This is a genomic window from Conexibacter woesei Iso977N (assembly GCF_000424625.1).
Taxonomy (GTDB): domain Bacteria; phylum Actinomycetota; class Thermoleophilia; order Solirubrobacterales; family Solirubrobacteraceae; genus Baekduia; species Baekduia woesei_A.
This window is the reverse complement of sequence record NZ_AUKG01000001.1, coordinates 1,382,961-1,397,852: the sequence shown is the minus strand read 5'-3', so window position 1 is coordinate 1,397,852 and position 14,892 is coordinate 1,382,961. Positions and strand designations below refer to the sequence as shown.

Here is a 14,892-nt window from a genome sequence, read left to right as displayed (position 1 = left end):
GCCTCGTAGCTATGGTGCATCGTCGCCCGCCGAGAGCACGCCGGTGGCATCGCCGGCCCGCCCCTCGGCGAGGAACGCGCGCGCGGCCTCCGCGTTCATCGGCCGCGCGAAGTAGAAGCCCTGGCCCAGCTCGCAGCCGAGGTCACGCAGCGTCTCCCACTGCTCGGGAAGCTCGATGCCTTCGGCAACGACCTCCAGCGACAGCGTGGAGCCCAGCGCGACGACCGCGTTGGCCAGGTCGGTCGTCTGCTGCGACGCGCCCTCGCGCAGGAACGAGCGGTCCATCTTCAGCACGTCGACCGGGAACTTCGACAGGTAGGACAGCGACGAGTAGCCGGTCCCGAAGTCGTCGAGCGCGAGCTTGATCCCCAAGGCCTTCAACTCGGCCAGCCGCTGCACGGCGAGGTCGGTGTCGGCCATCAGGACCGACTCGGTGATCTCCAGCGTCAGGCGCTCCGGCGCCAGGCCGGACTCCTCCAGCGCGTCGCGCACGTCGGCGACGATGTCGGAGTTCTGCAGCTGCTTGAGCGACAGGTTGATCGCCAGCGTCGCGGGCCTGTCGCTCGGGACGCCGTCGAGCAGGCGCTTGCCCTCGCGGCACCCTTCGCGCAGGACCCAGCGGCCGATCGGGACGATCAGCCCCGTCTCCTCGGCGAGCGGGATGAACTGGTCGGGGCCGACCATCCCGCGCTCCGGGTGGTTCCAGCGCAGCAGCGCCTCGACGCCGCTGATCGTCCCGTCCTCCAGCCGGATCACCGGCTGGTAGAAGAGCTCCAGCTGGTCGGAGACGAGCGCGCGCTGCAGGTCGGTGCGCAGCTCGAGCCGCTGCAGGACGCCCTCGTGCATGTCGGGCTCGAACAGGCGGTAGCCGCCCTTGCCGTCGCGCTTGGCGATGTACATCGCGGCGTCGGCGTCGCGGATCAGCTCGTCGGCGTCGGCGCTGCCGTCCTCGGCCGCGATCGTGATGCCCAGCGAGCAGCGGACCGCCAGCTCCTTGTGCGCGGCGGTAAGCGGGGCGGCGATCGCCTCCATGATGCGCTCGGCGGCGTCGGCCGCCTCCTGCACGCCCTCGATGTCCTCGAGCAGCACGGCGAACTCGTCGCCGCCGAAGCGCGCGGCGGTGTCGCTGGCACGGATCGAGAGCGCCAGGCGCTGGGCGACCTGGTTGAGCACCTCGTCGCCGGCGGCGTGGCCGAGCGAGTCGTTGATGATCTTGAAGTCGTCGAGGTCGACGAAGACGATGCCGATCCCTCGCTGCTCGCGGCGCGAGCGCGCCAGCGCGTGGCGGACGCGCTCGACGAACAGCGCGCGGTTGGGCAGCCCGGTGACCGGGTCGTGGAACGCCTGGTGGGCGAGCTGGCGCTCGAACGCCTTGCGCTCGCTGACGTCGCGCGAGTTGAGGACGATGCCGCCGACGTGCTCGTCGTGCGTCAAGTTGGTGAACAACACCTCGAACTGGCGGGTGCCGCCGTCGCGGTGCGCGAGCGAGCACTCCAGCGTCTGCGAGCCGGCGACCGGCGCCTCGTTGCCGTCGGCGATCAGCCGCAGCAGGCGCGAGTTGTCGTGCTTGTCGACGAGCTCGTCGATGCGGCGCCCGACGACCTCCTCCGGCGTCCAGCCGAGCACGCGCTCGATCGCCGGCGACTGGTAGGCGATCGTCGCGTCCGGGGCCAGGACCGTGATCAGGTCCGACGAGTGCTGGACCAGCGACGCGAAGCGCGCCTCGCTCTGGCGGCGCCCCAGTTCCTGGCTGAGCGCGGCGCGCTCGAAGGCGAGGACGATCTGCGAGCCGAGCGCGGTCAGCGTGTTGTGCACGGTCCGGTCGGCGACCGCGGGGCCCGCGGCGACGAGGATCGACGCGACGCCGTCGTGGGGCGGCAGCTCCAGGACCAGCGACGGGCTGCCGTAGGCGCCGTCGTTGGCGGCCGCGGTGTGCTCGGCGCCGAGCAGCTCGACGCGCACGTCGTCGCCGGCCAGCTCGCGCGTGGCGGCCACGGCGACCGCGGTCACCTCGGCGTGCGTCGCGGCGCCGACGAGCGCGGCACCGACCTGCGACAGCGCGCGCTCGCGCTCGGTCGAGCGCTCCTGCACGCGCACCAGCCCGGACATGCGGGCGACAACGAAGCCGAACAGGACGATCGACGCGCCGGTGACGACCAACATGTCCCAGTTGCGCGAGTGCAGGTGGTGGAGCCCTTCGACGACCGGCGCGACCAGGCACGCGACGCTCAGCAGCGCCAGGCGCCAGCGCGTCAGCAGGCCCTTGGCCGGGCGGCCGTGGTCGACGATCGTCATCGACGGGTGCAGCGCCGCGGCGGCCCAGAGGACGTAGAAGCCCATCCAGCCGAGGTCGAGCCAGAGCTGGTTGTCGTAGGTGCCGTCGAGCAGCTTCAACCCGTACACGAAGTCCGTCGCCAGCAGGCAGACGATCGCCGTGAACATGAAGTGGAACGAGACGCCGCGCTTGCCGCCGTCGAGCGCCAGCAGCAGCGCCGCCGACAGCAGGATGACATCGCCGAACGGGTAGGCGACCTGGACGATCTTGCCGAGCGTGGACAGCTCGGCGATGTGCAGGTCCGGCGCCATCAGCGCGATCCACTGCGGGACCGCGAGGCCGATCGAGAGGATCGCGGCGTCGAGGAAGCCGCGGTCGGTCGAGCGCGCCGAGCGGCGCCTGACGAGCAGCAGCAGGCCGACCATCAGGACCGGGTAGACCGCCACGTAGGACGCGTCGCCCAGCGACGGGAACGGCGTGGCGGTACCCCGGTGGAGCCTCGGGTAGGTGTAGGTGTAGAGGTCGCCCGCCCAGAACAGCAGGAAGCCGGCGGCGAACCAGTACCACGGTGCCTTGGCCTCGGGCCTGTGCAGGCGGACGGCGAGCGGGATCGCGACGACGGGCGAGAGCCCCAGCGTGAACATCACGTAGGAGTTGCCCTTGAAGGGCGGCACCAACATGTACAACGTGGCCAGGACAGCGGCAACGCCCAGGAACGGGATCCAGGCGTTGCGGCGCACGGCGTCGCGGGTCATCAGGCGGCGCTCCGGAGGCTGTTGGATGACGGGGGCTCGGAGGCAGGTCGCAGGACGCCGCGGCCGGCCAGCTCCTCGACCGTGGTGAGGAGCGTGTCCACTTCCTCGTCGGTGTTGACCGCGGTCAGCTGCACGCGGAACCCGACCTCGTCCTTGGGGACGAGCGGGTAGGCGGCGAGCGTCACGTAGACGCCGCGCTCGAAGAGGAAGCGGCCGACCGAGTCGATCTGCTCGTGATCGCGCAGCGGGATCTCGATGATCGGCAGGCCGGTGCGGTTGGGCGTGTGGACGTCCAGGCGCTGGAGGCCGTCGAGCGTCTTGCGCGTCAGGCGCTCGAGCTCGTCGCGCAGCGCGTCGCCACGCTGCTCGTTGACCTTCAGGCCCTCGAGGACGGTCGCGAGGCTCGCCACCGGAGAGGGCCCGGAGTAGAGGTACGGCGGGGCCGCGACCTTGAGCAGGTCCTTGACCTCCGTCGGGCAGGCGATGAAGGCCAGCAGCGAGCTGTAGGACTTGGAGAAGCCGCCGACGAGGATCAGGTTGTCGTAGGACTCGCCGAAGTGCTTGACGATCGAGTTGCCCTTCGACCCATAGGGGTTGGTCGTCTCGCCGGTGCGCTCCCCGATGACGCCGAAGCCGTGGGCGTCGTCGACGTAGAGCAGCGCGCCGTGCTTGCGGGCGACCGCCGCGAAGGCCGGGAGGTCCGGCGGGTTGCCGGTCATCGAGTTGACGCCGTCCATGCAGACCAGGCGCGTGGGGTCGCGCTCGGCGCTGAGCAGCTCGTCCAGGTGGTCCGGGTCCTCGAAGCGGAAGCGGCGGACCGCGGCGCCGCGGGCGCGGGCGGCCTGGCAGCCGTCGTAGATCGTCTTGTGGGCGCGGGCGTCGAGGAAGATCGTCCCGGACGCGGCCAGCAGCGGGATCACGCTCAGGTGGATGTGCGTGATCGTCGGCAGGACCAGCGAGTCCTCGGAGCCGAGCAGCGCGGTCAGCTGCTCCTCGATCTCCTCGTAGAGCACCGGCGAGCCGAGCAGGCGCGACCACGACGGGTGCGTGCCCCACTTCTCCAGGTACTCGGGGACCGCGTCGATGATCTCGCGGTCGAGGTCGAAGCCGAGGTAGTTGCACGACGCGAAGTCGGCGAGCCACTGGTCGCCGACGCGGATCATGCGGCCGTCGATCTCGTCGATGACGGCGTCGACCATCGGGTGCGACGCCTTCAGCTCGGCGAGGTCGCGGCACGTCTCGAGCCAGTGATCGAGCCACGGGCGGCGCGCGACCGGGCTGGGCCCGGTCGGTGCGGCGGTGGCGACGGCAGGGGAAGTCGAAGTCGGACGCATGGCTGCTCTTGGCGTTGTGATCGGGACACACGCGTCCGATTTGAGCTTTGTCCAGGCAATTGGACGTTTTTCTGCAGGATCTGTGCAGAGATCCCGCGCGCAGTGGCGCCGCGGTGTGTCTAGCCCCAGACGTCCTGGGCGACCTCGACCACGCGGCGCAGCTTGGCGACCTCCTGGTCGTAGGTCAGCGCGTTGCCCTCGACCGTGGAGGAGAACCCGCACTGCGGCGACAGGCACAACTGGTCAAGATCCACGTACTGGGAGGCCTCTTCGATGCGGCGCTTGAGGTCGTCGGCGGACTCGAGATCGCCCCTCTTGGTGGTGACGAGGCCCAGGACCACCATCTTGCCCTTGGGGACGAAGCGCAGCGGCTCGAAGCCGCCGGAGCGGGCGTCGTCCCACTCCATGAAGAAGCCGTCGACCTCGAGGTCGTTGAACAGCGCCTCGGCGACGAAGTCGTAGCCGCCGGAGGCGACCCAGGAGCTGCGGAAGTTGCCGCGGCACATGTGGGTGGTGATCGCCATGCCTTCGGGACGGGCCTTCAACGCCTCGTTGATGTGCTTGATGTAGGCCTCGTGCTGGTGCTCGGCGTCGCCGCCGATCTCGGTGACGTGCTTGCGCTGCTCGGGGTCGTTGAGGTAGGCGAGCGAGGTGTCGTCGAACTGCAGGTAGGTGCAGCCGGCGTCGCCGAGCCTGCGGACCTGCTCGGCGTAGGCGGCCGTGAGGTCGGTCCAGAACGCGTCGAGCTCGGGGTAGATGGTGGTGTCGATCGAGGCGCGGCCGCCGCGGTAGTGGACCATCGAGGGGCTCGGGATCGTGAGCTTCGGGGTCTGGTCCGCGGCCGTCGTCTGCTTGAGGAAGTCGAAGGCGTCGCCGAAGATCGTGTCGGTCACGCCGAGCCTGCCGTCGATCTGCATCGCGGCGGGCGTGAACTCGATGTCGCCCTCGCTGTTGTGGAACTGGACCTTCAGGTCGCCGGGCGCCTTTGAGATCCCGTCCAGCTGGTAGATGAAGTCCATGTGCCAGGACGCGCGGCGGAACTCGCCGTCGGTCGCGGACTGCAGGCCGACGTCCCGCTGCATCCTCACGACGTCGCGGATCGCGTCGTCCTCGCGCGCGTGAAGCTCGGCGGCGTCGATCTTCCCGGCGGCGTGGTCGGCGCGCGCGTCGATGAGCGCGGGCGGACGGAGCAGGCTGCCGACGTGGTCGGCGCGGAACGGCGGGCGGGTGCGCTGGGACATGGGGTTGAACCTACCCCGGACCGCTGTCGGGAACCTGGCGCGCTGGAGCTTCAGACCCGAACGGCTGGGCCGATCATCGAGGCGACCGCGCGGGGAGGTGTCTGCGCGCTGACGTTCGCACTGCCCACCACCCTGCATCGTGACGCGTCCGGCCAAAAAAGTCGCAGTCCTCTTCACCGCCTGCCTGGCGGTGATCCTGGCGCTGCTGCCGATCGCCGACGGCGCGCGCTGGGGCGAGGTCGTCCTGGCGGTGCTGCTGCTGACCGGCTCGGCGACCACGCTGATCTCGGTGTCCTCGAAGGCCCCGTGGACCGCGGGGCGGCGCTGGCTGGGGGCCGCGGGGCTGGCGGTCTGCCTCGTCGGGATCGCGCTGATGCGCGACAGCGTCGGGCCGAGCGCGGGCTACGGGCCGCTGATCTTCCTCCCGGTGCTGTGGAGCGCGTTGGAGCGCCGGCGCAGGGACCTCGCGTTCGTGCTCGTCGGCGTGGCGTTGGTGTACTTCACGCCGTTGTTGTTGGGGTTGGACCGTTACCCGACGACGCAGTGGCGCGGGGCGATCCTGATGGTCGTCGTGAGCGGTGGGATCGGCTACGCGGTCATCGAGCTGGTCGAGCACGTGCGCAACGAGGCGGGTCGCTCCGCCGCGATCCTGGGCGCGATGGGCGAGGGCTTCGCCTTGACGCGCGACGGCGTGATCGTGCAGGTCAACCCGGCGCTGACCGCGATCACGGGGTTCCCGGAGAGCGAGCTGCTGGGGATGGGCGCGCCGTTCGCGTTCTGGCCGCCGGAGTCCGCCGAGGTCAACGCGGGGCTGCTGCGCAGGGTCGTCGCCGAGGGTGGCGGGTCGTTCGCGATCGAGCTGGTCCGGCGTGACGGGACGCGGTTCCCGGCCGAGATCTCGGCGCTGCCGACCGACGTCGGCGACGGCACGCGATGCTTCTTGAACACGGTCCGGGATGTCACGGCTTTGCGCGCGCACGAAGATGCGCAGCGGCGGCATGCGGAGCAGCTGGCGTCGATCGCCGACGTGCTGCGCGAGATCGGGCACTGCGACCCGCTGGAGGTCCGGCCGACGATCTGCCGCACGGCGCTGGCGCTGTGCGACGGCGCGCATGCGGTGTCGCTGTGGGAGCTGGGATCCGATGGTGCTTTGACGACGACCGCGACGCTGCCGGAGACGACGGCGCCGTATCGCGTGGCGGGGAGCGAGAGCGAGCACGGGGCGCACTACGTGATGCGGACCGGGACGCCGCTGTTCGTCGCCGAGGCGGCGGCGAGCCCGCACTGCGACCGGCGGATCATCAGGCTGCTCGGGGCCGAGTCGGTGTTGTTCATCCCGATCGGCTTGAGCGATGCGTCCAGCGGCGCCCGGGGCGCGCTGGCGATCTCCTGGCCGGCGCGGCGCGCGTCGGCGACCGACAACGACATGTTGCTCGTCGGCGTGCTGGCGGGCGAGGCGGCGATCGCGATGCAGCGGGCCGACCTGCTGGGGCGGTTGGACGAGCTGACCCGGACCGACGAGCTGACGGGGCTCCCGAACCGCCGGGCGTGGGACGAGTTGCTGGTGCAGGAGCTCGCCGTCGCGGAGCGCCACGGCGACGCGTTGAGCGTCGCGATGTTGGACCTCGACTTCTTCAAGAGGTACAACGACGAGCACGGGCATCTCGCCGGCGACCGGTTGCTGCGCGCGGCGGCGGCCGCGTGGCAGTCGACGCTGCGTTCGTCCGACGTGCTCGCGCGGTGGGGCGGCGAGGAGTTCGCGCTGATGCTGCCCGGCTGCGACGGCGCGGGCGCCGCCCGCCTCATCGAGCGGTTGCGCGGGACCCTGCCCGACAACGTCACCTTCTCCGCCGGCGTCGCGACCTCCGACGGCCGCACCGCACCCCGAGCGCTCATCGACGCCGCCGACCAGGCGCTGTACTCCGCCAAGGCCGGCGGCCGCGACCGCGTCGTCGTCGGCTAGCCGATCGACTGGGGCCAGTGGAGGAGGAGGTCGGTGACGGTCTCGCCGACGGCGTCGATGGCGGCGGCGGAGAGGTGGTCGTAGTTGTCGTCCAAGGTGTGGGCGACGGGATAGGACCAGTCGATGAAGTCGACGGCGGGCACGCCGGCGCGGAGGAAGGGCGTGTGGTCGTCGAGGATGCCGGTCTCGGTGGCGGACGGGAAGATCGACTCGGTCCCGACGCGCCTGGCGGCCGCGCGGACCTGCTTCCAGAGCGCGGCGTCGGAGGTCGCCTCGCGCGGCAGGCGGACGCCCTTGTTGCCCATGTAGTCCAACAACAACATCGCGCGCACCTGGCCGGCGTGGGCGTTCATGTAGGCCTTGGATCCGCGCAGCGCGTCGGCGTAGAAGTCGTCGGTCGGAGCCAGCTCCTCCTCACCGTCGAAGAGCACGAACTTGATCGCGGGTGCGTCCGGGCCGCGGTCGGCGTGGCGCAGGTCGTGGGCGATCTCGACGAGCGCGCCGACGGCCGCCGCCGCGTCGTTGGCCCCGACGAACCCCTTCGGCCTGTTGATCGTCTCGTAGTGCGCGCCGAGGACGATCGCCGGCTCGGTGCCGGGCAGCTCGCCGACGATGTTGCGCATGCCGGGGTTGTCCGGGACGTCCTCGAAGTGCGCGTCGGGCAGCCGGCGCCTGAGCTTCTCCGCGACCTCGCGCAGCGCGGGCGACGCCGCGGGGCGCGGGCCCGCGGCGAGTTGCATCCGGACCGTCCTCAGCGCCCGCTCGACGTCGAACCGATGCGTCGTCGCCGCCGGGGTCGTGACCGCGGCGAGCTTCAGTTGTTGATGGTGATGGTCGCCGTTCGCGTGCTGCCACCAGAGGACGAGCGCGAGCAGCGCGACGACCTGCAACGCGACGAGCACCACCACCCGCCGGACCGGGAACCCAGAACCCACTCCCCCATTCTGCCGCTCCGCCGCCCCCGAGGCGCCGCCGCCCGGCGAAGCGAGGTCCGCGGAGCCTCACCACCCACCGCGCGGCGCTTCGCCGCCGTCACGACTCCGAACGAGGGACGCCTCTGCCCGGCGGCCGATTCTGTCCTTCGATCGGCGGCCACAGCGGGCCGCGATACGACTGCAAAGCGCGGCTTGACGCGCCTCGCGACGCAACTGCAAAGCCCGGCTTGACGCACCGCGTGGCGAGCCGGCAAAGCGACTCGACGCGCCTCGCGACGCAACTGCAAAGCGCGGCTTGACGCGCCGTCTGGCCCGATCGCTTCGCGCGGCAACACGCGTTCGGCGGCGATGAGGTCGACGTGGAAGAGTGCGCAGGGCGATCGAGGCAAAGAGTCGGCGTCCGGCTGTTCCTGTCGGCCGCAGACAGGAACAGGCAGAACCTAGCCGGACCGGATGATCCTGTCAACCTCCGGCCGATCCTGTCCGCGTACGGTCCGTCCTGTCCGTGCTCGACCAGCCTGAGATCCGACGCCGCATCCGCGCCGCGATGGCGCTCGCCGACATCTCCAGCTGGGATGAGCTCGCCGACCGGACCCCGCTGTCGCGCTCGACGCTGAAGGACCTCGGCACCGTCCGCGGCCGCGCGACCGAAACGCACCTGCGCGTCATCGCCGCCGCCTGCGAGCTGCCCTACGCCTGGTTCACGGTCCCCGACCTCGGCGCCGCGATCGCCGACGACGCCGAGCACCCCTCGCTCACCGAGCGCCTCGAAGCCGTCGAGCGCCAGCTCCTCGCTCTGACCCGCCGCCGCTCCGAGTAGGCGGCGCTGAACGACGACCGCCCGCCGCGAGGATCGCGACGGGCGGAGGCACGGAACGGCGCCGGCGTGGACGGAGACGCCGGCGCCGGTCCCTCGGCCGCTAGGCGGCGAGGCGGGCCGTTGAGGCCGTCGCGATCGCGCGGACCTCGGGCTGAAGCGTCGTGATGAGGCGGTTGAGGTCGCGGCGCGCGCGGTCGTCGAGGCGGACGGCCTCGGGGTAGCCGCCGTCGGCGCCGGGGACCGTCAACGCACCGCACAGCGCGAGCAGGGTGTCGGCCGGGTCGACGAGCGTCGTCTCGCCCTCGTCCAGGGCCAACATGTAGAAGTGCTCGACGGCGCCGCGGACGCGGCCCTCGTCGGCGAGCACGACGACGCCCGCCGCGGTCAGCGTCCGCACGTGGTACGCCACCGACCCCAGCGTCCCGCCGGTGATCCGCGACAACTGAGTCGGGCTGATCGGCTTGCCGTAGCTGCGCATCACATCGACGATCTGATCCCGCACCGGGTGCGGCCTGAGCGTCGCTCGCCGCTGCTGCATCTGCCTCTTGGTCGTGGCCATGGCGCGGCAACGTAGCCACGCCCACCTCCACCCCACCCGCCAGCTTTGCAGTCACACCCCCACTCCATTGCCGGCCACGACACGGTCCACGCCCCGCAGCATCGAACCGCGGGAAGCGCTGAGCCGGAAGGGCGGCACGAGGCTCCGGCGGCGAGGCGACGCCGCCGGAGCCCGCGGGGGAAACCGCCCTGGCGCTAGGACTAGGACTTGATGGAGCGCTGGTACGCGCGCACGGCCAACGGGGCGGCGATGACCACGATCGCGATCGCCCAGATCAGCGTGTAGGCGACCGGGTGCTCGAGGGGCCAAGGTGAGTTCGGGGGTGCGACGCCGCCCGGGTTCTCGAACAGGTGGCGCAGCGCGTTGGCCAGCGATGACGTCGGGTTCCACTCGGCGATCGTCTTCAGCACGCCCGGAAGCGTGGAGGTCGGGACGAACGTCGAAGCGATGAACGTGACAGGGAAGATCACCACGAAGGCCACCCCCTGTACCCCTTCTGGCGTCGGGACCAAGGACCCCAACAACACGCCGACCCAGATCATCGCGAACGAGAACGCGAACATCAGGCCGTAGGCGGCGAGGATGTCGAGCGGGCCGCTGTGGATCCGCCAGCCGACCACGAAGCCCGTCACGGTCATGAACGCGATCGGCAGGCACGCCCGCAGCAGGTTCGCCACGGCATGGCCGGCGAGCACGCTCGACCGCGGGATCGGCAGCGAGTGGAAGCGGTCGATCGCCCCGTTGTTGCGGTCGTTGGACAGCGCCAGCGCCACGCCGAAGCAGCCGAACACGATCGTCTGGGCGAAGATCCCGCCCATCAGGAACTCCTTGTAGCTCCCGCCACCCGGCACGCTGATCGCCCCGCCGAACACGAACGCGAACAGCAGCACGAACATCACCGGCTGGATCGTCGCGTCGCTCAGCGCCTCCGGCTGGCGGCGCATGTGCAGCAGCCCGCGCCGGGCGATCACCCAGGTGTCGGACAGGAACGTCGCCCTCGCCGAGGCCGGCGGCGAGCCGGTCGGGCGGTCGAGCTCGATGGCGGCATCCGCGGCGCTCATCGCGCGACCTCCTCAGGGACCTTCACGTCATCGCCGGCGCCCTCGTCCTCCGGCGGCCGGCCCGTCAGCGTCAGGAACACGTCGTCCAGCGTCGGCTGCGCCAGCCCGAGGTCCTCGACGACGACGCCCTCGGCGCCCAAAGCTTCTGCCAGCGCGCCGACCGCCGCCACACCGCCGGACGCGACCTGCGCGACCACCGATCGCGCGCCCTCGTCGATCACCGGATCGCAGCCCGCCACGCGCGCCACGACACCCGCCACCCGCTGCAGATCAGAGCGCGACGCCACGACCACCCGCAGCTGGTCGCCGCCGACCTGGCGCTTGAGCGACCGCGCATCGCCGCGCGCGATCACCTTCCCGTGGTCGACGACCACGATGTCGTCCGCCAGCCGGTCGGCCTCCTCGAGGTACTGCGTCGTCAGCAGCAGCGTCGCGCCGTCGCCGACCAGGCCCTCCAGGACGTCCCACAGCTCGTTACGCGCACGCGGGTCCAGGCCCGTGGTCGGCTCGTCGAGGAACAGCACCTCCGGCCGGTTGACCAGCGTCGCCGCCAGGTCCAGCCGCCGCCGCATGCCGCCGCTGTACTCCTTGGCCAGCTTCCTGGCGGCGTCGGCCAGCGAGAACTGCTCCAGGAGCAGCCCCGCGCGCTCGCGCGCGACCTTGCGCCCGAGGTGGTGCAGCTCGCCGATCATCACGAGGTTCTCGAACCCCGTCAGCAGCTGGTCGACCGTCGCGTCCTGCGCGGCCAGTCCGAGCACACGGCGCACCGAGACCGGGTCCTGGACCACGTCGTGGCCCGCCACGGAAGCACGCCCCTGGTCGGGGTGCGTGAGCGTCGTCAACACGCGGACGGCCGTCGTCTTCCCGGCCCCGTTGGGGCCCAGGAGCGCGCACACCGCGCCGCGTTCAACATCAAGATCTACGCCATCGAGCGCACGTTTCTCGCCATACACCTTGACCAGACCGGTCGCTTCGATCGCCTTGGGGAGAGGGGTCACGCGAAGGACTTTGACAGAACTTCCACTCGGTGTAAAGTTCGACTCATGGCAAACATGGGCTCGCCGTCCACCACCGGCGTCCCGCCCGCGGCCGGTCTGCGGGCCTGGAAGAAGGAGCGCACCCGTCAGACGATCTCGGACGTCGCGACGGGCCTGTTCATGCGCGACGGCTACGAGGCCGTGACCGTCGCGCAGATCGCGGCCGCCGCCGAGGTCTCGGTCAAGACGGTGTTCAACTACTTCCCGTCGAAGGAGGACCTCTTCTTCGACCGCGCCGAGGACGTCATCGCCGCGCTGACCAGCGCCGTCGTCGACCGCGGCGACCAGACGATCGTCGGGGCGATCCACGCCCACCTGGCCGACCGCGTCGTCCCCTTCAACCCCGACGGCTGGGCGTTCCTGAACGACCCCACCAACTACGAGAGCTTCCGGAGGTTCCTGGCCACCGAAGAGGCCTCCGCCGCCCTGCGGACCCGCCGCCTGGCGATCGGCGAGCTGTGGACCGCGCGCCTGGCGCAGTGCATCGCGCACCAGCTCAGGCTCAAGCCCGGCGACCCCCGCGCGACCACGCTGGCGAACTTCGTGATCGCCACGATGAACCTCCGCGCGCGCACGCTGACCGCCGCGATGCTGGAGCGGCTGAGCACCCGGACCGTCGAGCGCCGCGTGCGCGCCGTCGTCGACGAGGCCTTCACGCGCCTCGCGCGCGCGTATGAGGACGTCGACCGACCCGCTATACCGGGTGGCCATGGCTGAGCAGACCCCGCCGCGCCCGAGGCGCGTCCCCCGCACCGCCCAGGTGGTCAGCAAGACCACGTTGACCCCCAACATGGTCCGGATCGTCTTCGGTGGCGAGGGCCTCGCCGGCTTCGGCGCCGGGGAGTTCACCGACCACTACGTCAAGCTGCAGGTCCCGGATCCCGCCGCCGGCGAGGGCGCCACGCGCACCCGGACCTACACGGTCCGGCGCTGGGACGAGGAGCGCGGCGAGCTGACGATCGACTTCGTCGTGCACGGCGACGAGGGCTACGCCGGCCCGTGGGCGCAGCGCGCGCAGCCGGGCGACACCATCAACTTGAACGGCCCCGGCGGCGCCTACGCGCCGGACCCGGACGCCGCGTGGCACCTGATGGTCGGCGACCCGTCGGTCCTGCCCGCGATCGGCGCGTCGCTTCAGCGGATTCCGGCGGGCGTGCCGGTGCACGTGCTGGTGGAGGTGGACTCCGCCGACGACGAGCAGCCGCTGGAGACGGACGGCGACCTCCACGTCACCTACGTGCACGGCGGCCCCGGGTCGATCGTGGACGTGGTCGAGTCCTACACCTTCCCGGAGGGCCCGGTCAGCGCGTTCGTGCACGGCGAGGCGTCGACGGTCCGGGCGGTCCGCAAGCACCTGCTGGTGGATCGGGCGATCGCACGAGAGGCGATCTCGGCGTCCGGCTACTGGAAGCAGACGCGCACCGAAGAGGGCTGGCGCGACGACAAGGCGGAGTGGAACCGCCTGGCCGAGGAGGACGTGGTCGCCGCCGGGTGATCCGGCGGTTGGCGGTCGGTGCGGGCGCGGCGTAGCATCGCGCCCCATGCCCCTCTCCCGCGGCTTCCACGGACGCCCCCGCCGCCCCGAGGTCGACCCGTCGCGGGTCCCGCCGGGGCAGTACGTCACCAACGACTTCCCGGTCCTGTCGGCCGGGCCGACGCCGCGGACGCCGTTGGACCAGTGGTCGTTCACCGTCCAGGGCGCGGTCGACGGCGGCGCGAAGACGTGGACGTGGGAGGAGCTCAACGCGCTCCCGCAGGAGACGTTCACGGTGGACATCCACTGCGTGACGAAGTGGTCCAAGCTCGGGACGACGTGGACGGGCGTGTCGGTCGACACGCTGCTCGAGGATGTCGCGACGACCGCCGAGTACGTGAGCGTCTACGCCGACGGCGGCTACACCACCAACGTGCCGCTCGAGGATCTGATGGACGGCAAGGCGTGGGTCGCGCACACGTTCGAGGGCGAGCCGCTGGAGCCCGCGCACGGCGGGCCGGCGCGGCTGGTCGTCCCGCACCTGTACTTCTGGAAGAGCGCGAAGTGGGTCCGGGGGCTGGACCTCACGATCGACGACGAGCCCGGGTTCTGGGAGCTGGCCGGGTACCACAACTACGGCGACCCGTGGCGCGAGCAGCGCTACTGGAGCGACTGAGTGGGCGCCGTTGTTGCGGGCGCCGCGGCGGCCGCGCGGATCACGTGGCGCGAGGCGAGGGTCGTCGAGCTGATCGACGAGACGCCGAGCGCGCGGACGCTGGTCCTGGACGTCCCGGACTGGCCGGGCCACGACGCCGGGCAGCACCTCGACGTCCGGCTGACGGCCGAGGACGGCTACGTCGCCGAGCGGTCGTACTCGATCGCTTCGGCCCCTGAGGACGCGCGGGTGGCGCTGACGATCGAGCGGATCGACGACGGCGAGGTCTCGCCGTACCTCGCCGGCGACGTTGTCGTCGGCGACGCGTTCGAGGTCCGCGGGCCGATCGGCGGGCACTTCACGTGGCGCGTGGGCGACGGCGGGCCGGTCCTGCTGGTCGCCGGCGGGAGCGGGTTGGTGCCGCTGATGGCGATGCTGCGCCATCGCGCGCAGGCCAGGAGCACCGTGGACGCGCGGCTGCTGGTGAGCGCGCGACATGTGGAAGATCTCCTGTACCGCGAGGAGCTGGAGGCGCTGGCCGCCGATCCCTCGTTGAGCATCACCTACACCTTGACCCGCGGCGCGCCGGAGCGGTGGAAGGGCTTCACGCGCCGCGTCGACATGGACATGTTGCAGACCGTCGGGCCGGACGCGGTGGCGATGCCGCGCGCGTTCGTCTGCGGCCCGACGCCGTTCGTGGAGGCGGTGGCCGACGCGCTCGTGTCGCTTGGCCACACCGCCGCCGCGATCCACACCGAGCGCTTCGGCCCGACCGGAAGTTGA

At 71.4% G+C, this 14,892-nt stretch carries 13 protein-coding genes; 6 read left to right on the top strand and 7 right to left on the bottom strand.

Annotated elements, in window-relative coordinates:
• Positions 1-9: 9 nt before the first annotated feature.
• From H030_RS36520 to H030_RS0106750, 3 genes are all read right to left on the bottom strand, one after another.
• Positions 10-3,030: a putative bifunctional diguanylate cyclase/phosphodiesterase gene (locus tag H030_RS36520; protein ID WP_051221909.1), complete on the bottom strand. Its 3,021-nt coding sequence runs from the start codon at positions 3,028-3,030 to the stop codon at positions 10-12.
• Positions 3,030-4,364, bottom strand: coding sequence for an aminotransferase class I/II-fold pyridoxal phosphate-dependent enzyme (locus H030_RS29910; RefSeq protein WP_081690571.1), 1,335 nt, complete (start codon positions 4,362-4,364; stop codon positions 3,030-3,032). Before H030_RS29910 ends, H030_RS36520 begins: the two co-directional genes overlap by 1 nt.
• 119 nt (positions 4,365-4,483) lie before the next feature.
• Positions 4,484-5,605, bottom strand: a complete 1,122-nt coding sequence (locus H030_RS0106750) for a 5-methyltetrahydropteroyltriglutamate--homocysteine S-methyltransferase (RefSeq protein ID WP_027005557.1) — start codon at positions 5,603-5,605, stop codon at positions 4,484-4,486.
• A 139-nt stretch (positions 5,606-5,744) separates the two neighbouring features.
• Here H030_RS0106750 and H030_RS36515 point away from each other — a divergent pair, with 139 nt between their 5' ends.
• Positions 5,745-7,568, top strand: coding sequence for a diguanylate cyclase (locus H030_RS36515; RefSeq protein WP_155891880.1), 1,824 nt, complete (start codon positions 5,745-5,747; stop codon positions 7,566-7,568).
• On the opposite strand, the gene H030_RS0106740 is transcribed toward H030_RS36515, so the two are convergent.
• Entirely contained in the window at positions 7,565-8,503 is a 939-nt protein-coding gene (locus H030_RS0106740; RefSeq protein WP_155891879.1) for a M28 family metallopeptidase, read from the bottom strand. The genes H030_RS36515 and H030_RS0106740 overlap by 4 nt on opposite strands.
• Before the next feature lie 505 nt (positions 8,504-9,008).
• Between H030_RS0106740 and H030_RS0106735 the strand changes: the two genes are divergently transcribed.
• The gene (locus H030_RS0106735) at positions 9,009-9,323 is read left to right on the top strand and encodes a hypothetical protein (protein ID WP_027005555.1); all 315 of its coding nucleotides are present in this window, start codon (positions 9,009-9,011) and stop codon (positions 9,321-9,323) included.
• A gap of 100 nt (positions 9,324-9,423) precedes the next feature.
• Here H030_RS0106735 and H030_RS29900 read toward each other — a convergent pair whose 3' ends face one another.
• The 3 genes from H030_RS29900 to H030_RS29895 form a co-directional block, all read right to left on the bottom strand.
• Positions 9,424-9,882 carry a helix-turn-helix domain-containing protein gene (locus H030_RS29900; protein ID WP_035125945.1) on the bottom strand — a complete coding sequence of 153 codons (459 nt, stop codon included), beginning with the start codon at positions 9,880-9,882 and terminating at the stop codon, positions 9,424-9,426.
• 200 nt (positions 9,883-10,082) lie between these two features.
• Positions 10,083-10,943 (bottom strand): ABC transporter permease, encoded by an 861-nt coding sequence (locus H030_RS0106725; protein WP_027005554.1) that lies wholly within the window; start codon positions 10,941-10,943, stop codon positions 10,083-10,085.
• The gene (locus H030_RS29895; protein ID WP_035125942.1) at positions 10,940-11,941 is read right to left on the bottom strand and encodes a daunorubicin resistance protein DrrA family ABC transporter ATP-binding protein; all 1,002 of its coding nucleotides are present in this window, start codon (positions 11,939-11,941) and stop codon (positions 10,940-10,942) included. Before H030_RS29895 ends, H030_RS0106725 begins: the two co-directional genes overlap by 4 nt.
• A gap of 45 nt (positions 11,942-11,986) precedes the next feature.
• Between H030_RS29895 and H030_RS36510 the strand changes: the two genes are divergently transcribed.
• The 4 genes from H030_RS36510 to H030_RS0106700 are packed head-to-tail and all read left to right on the top strand — an operon-like array spanning position 11,987 to position 14,892.
• On the top strand, positions 11,987-12,697 hold the full coding sequence (locus H030_RS36510) for a TetR/AcrR family transcriptional regulator (protein WP_196809027.1): 711 nt from the start codon (positions 11,987-11,989) through the stop codon (positions 12,695-12,697).
• Positions 12,690-13,475 carry a siderophore-interacting protein gene (locus H030_RS0106710; RefSeq protein WP_027005553.1) on the top strand — a complete coding sequence of 262 codons (786 nt, stop codon included), beginning with the start codon at positions 12,690-12,692 and terminating at the stop codon, positions 13,473-13,475. Before H030_RS36510 ends, H030_RS0106710 begins: the two co-directional genes overlap by 8 nt.
• A gap of 46 nt (positions 13,476-13,521) precedes the next feature.
• Complete coding sequence (locus H030_RS0106705; RefSeq protein ID WP_027005552.1) at positions 13,522-14,130, top strand: sulfite oxidase-like oxidoreductase; 609 nt, start codon at positions 13,522-13,524, stop codon at positions 14,128-14,130.
• Positions 14,131-14,892 carry a ferredoxin reductase gene (locus H030_RS0106700; protein WP_051221903.1) on the top strand — a complete coding sequence of 254 codons (762 nt, stop codon included), beginning with the start codon at positions 14,131-14,133 and terminating at the stop codon, positions 14,890-14,892. It abuts the gene before it with no gap.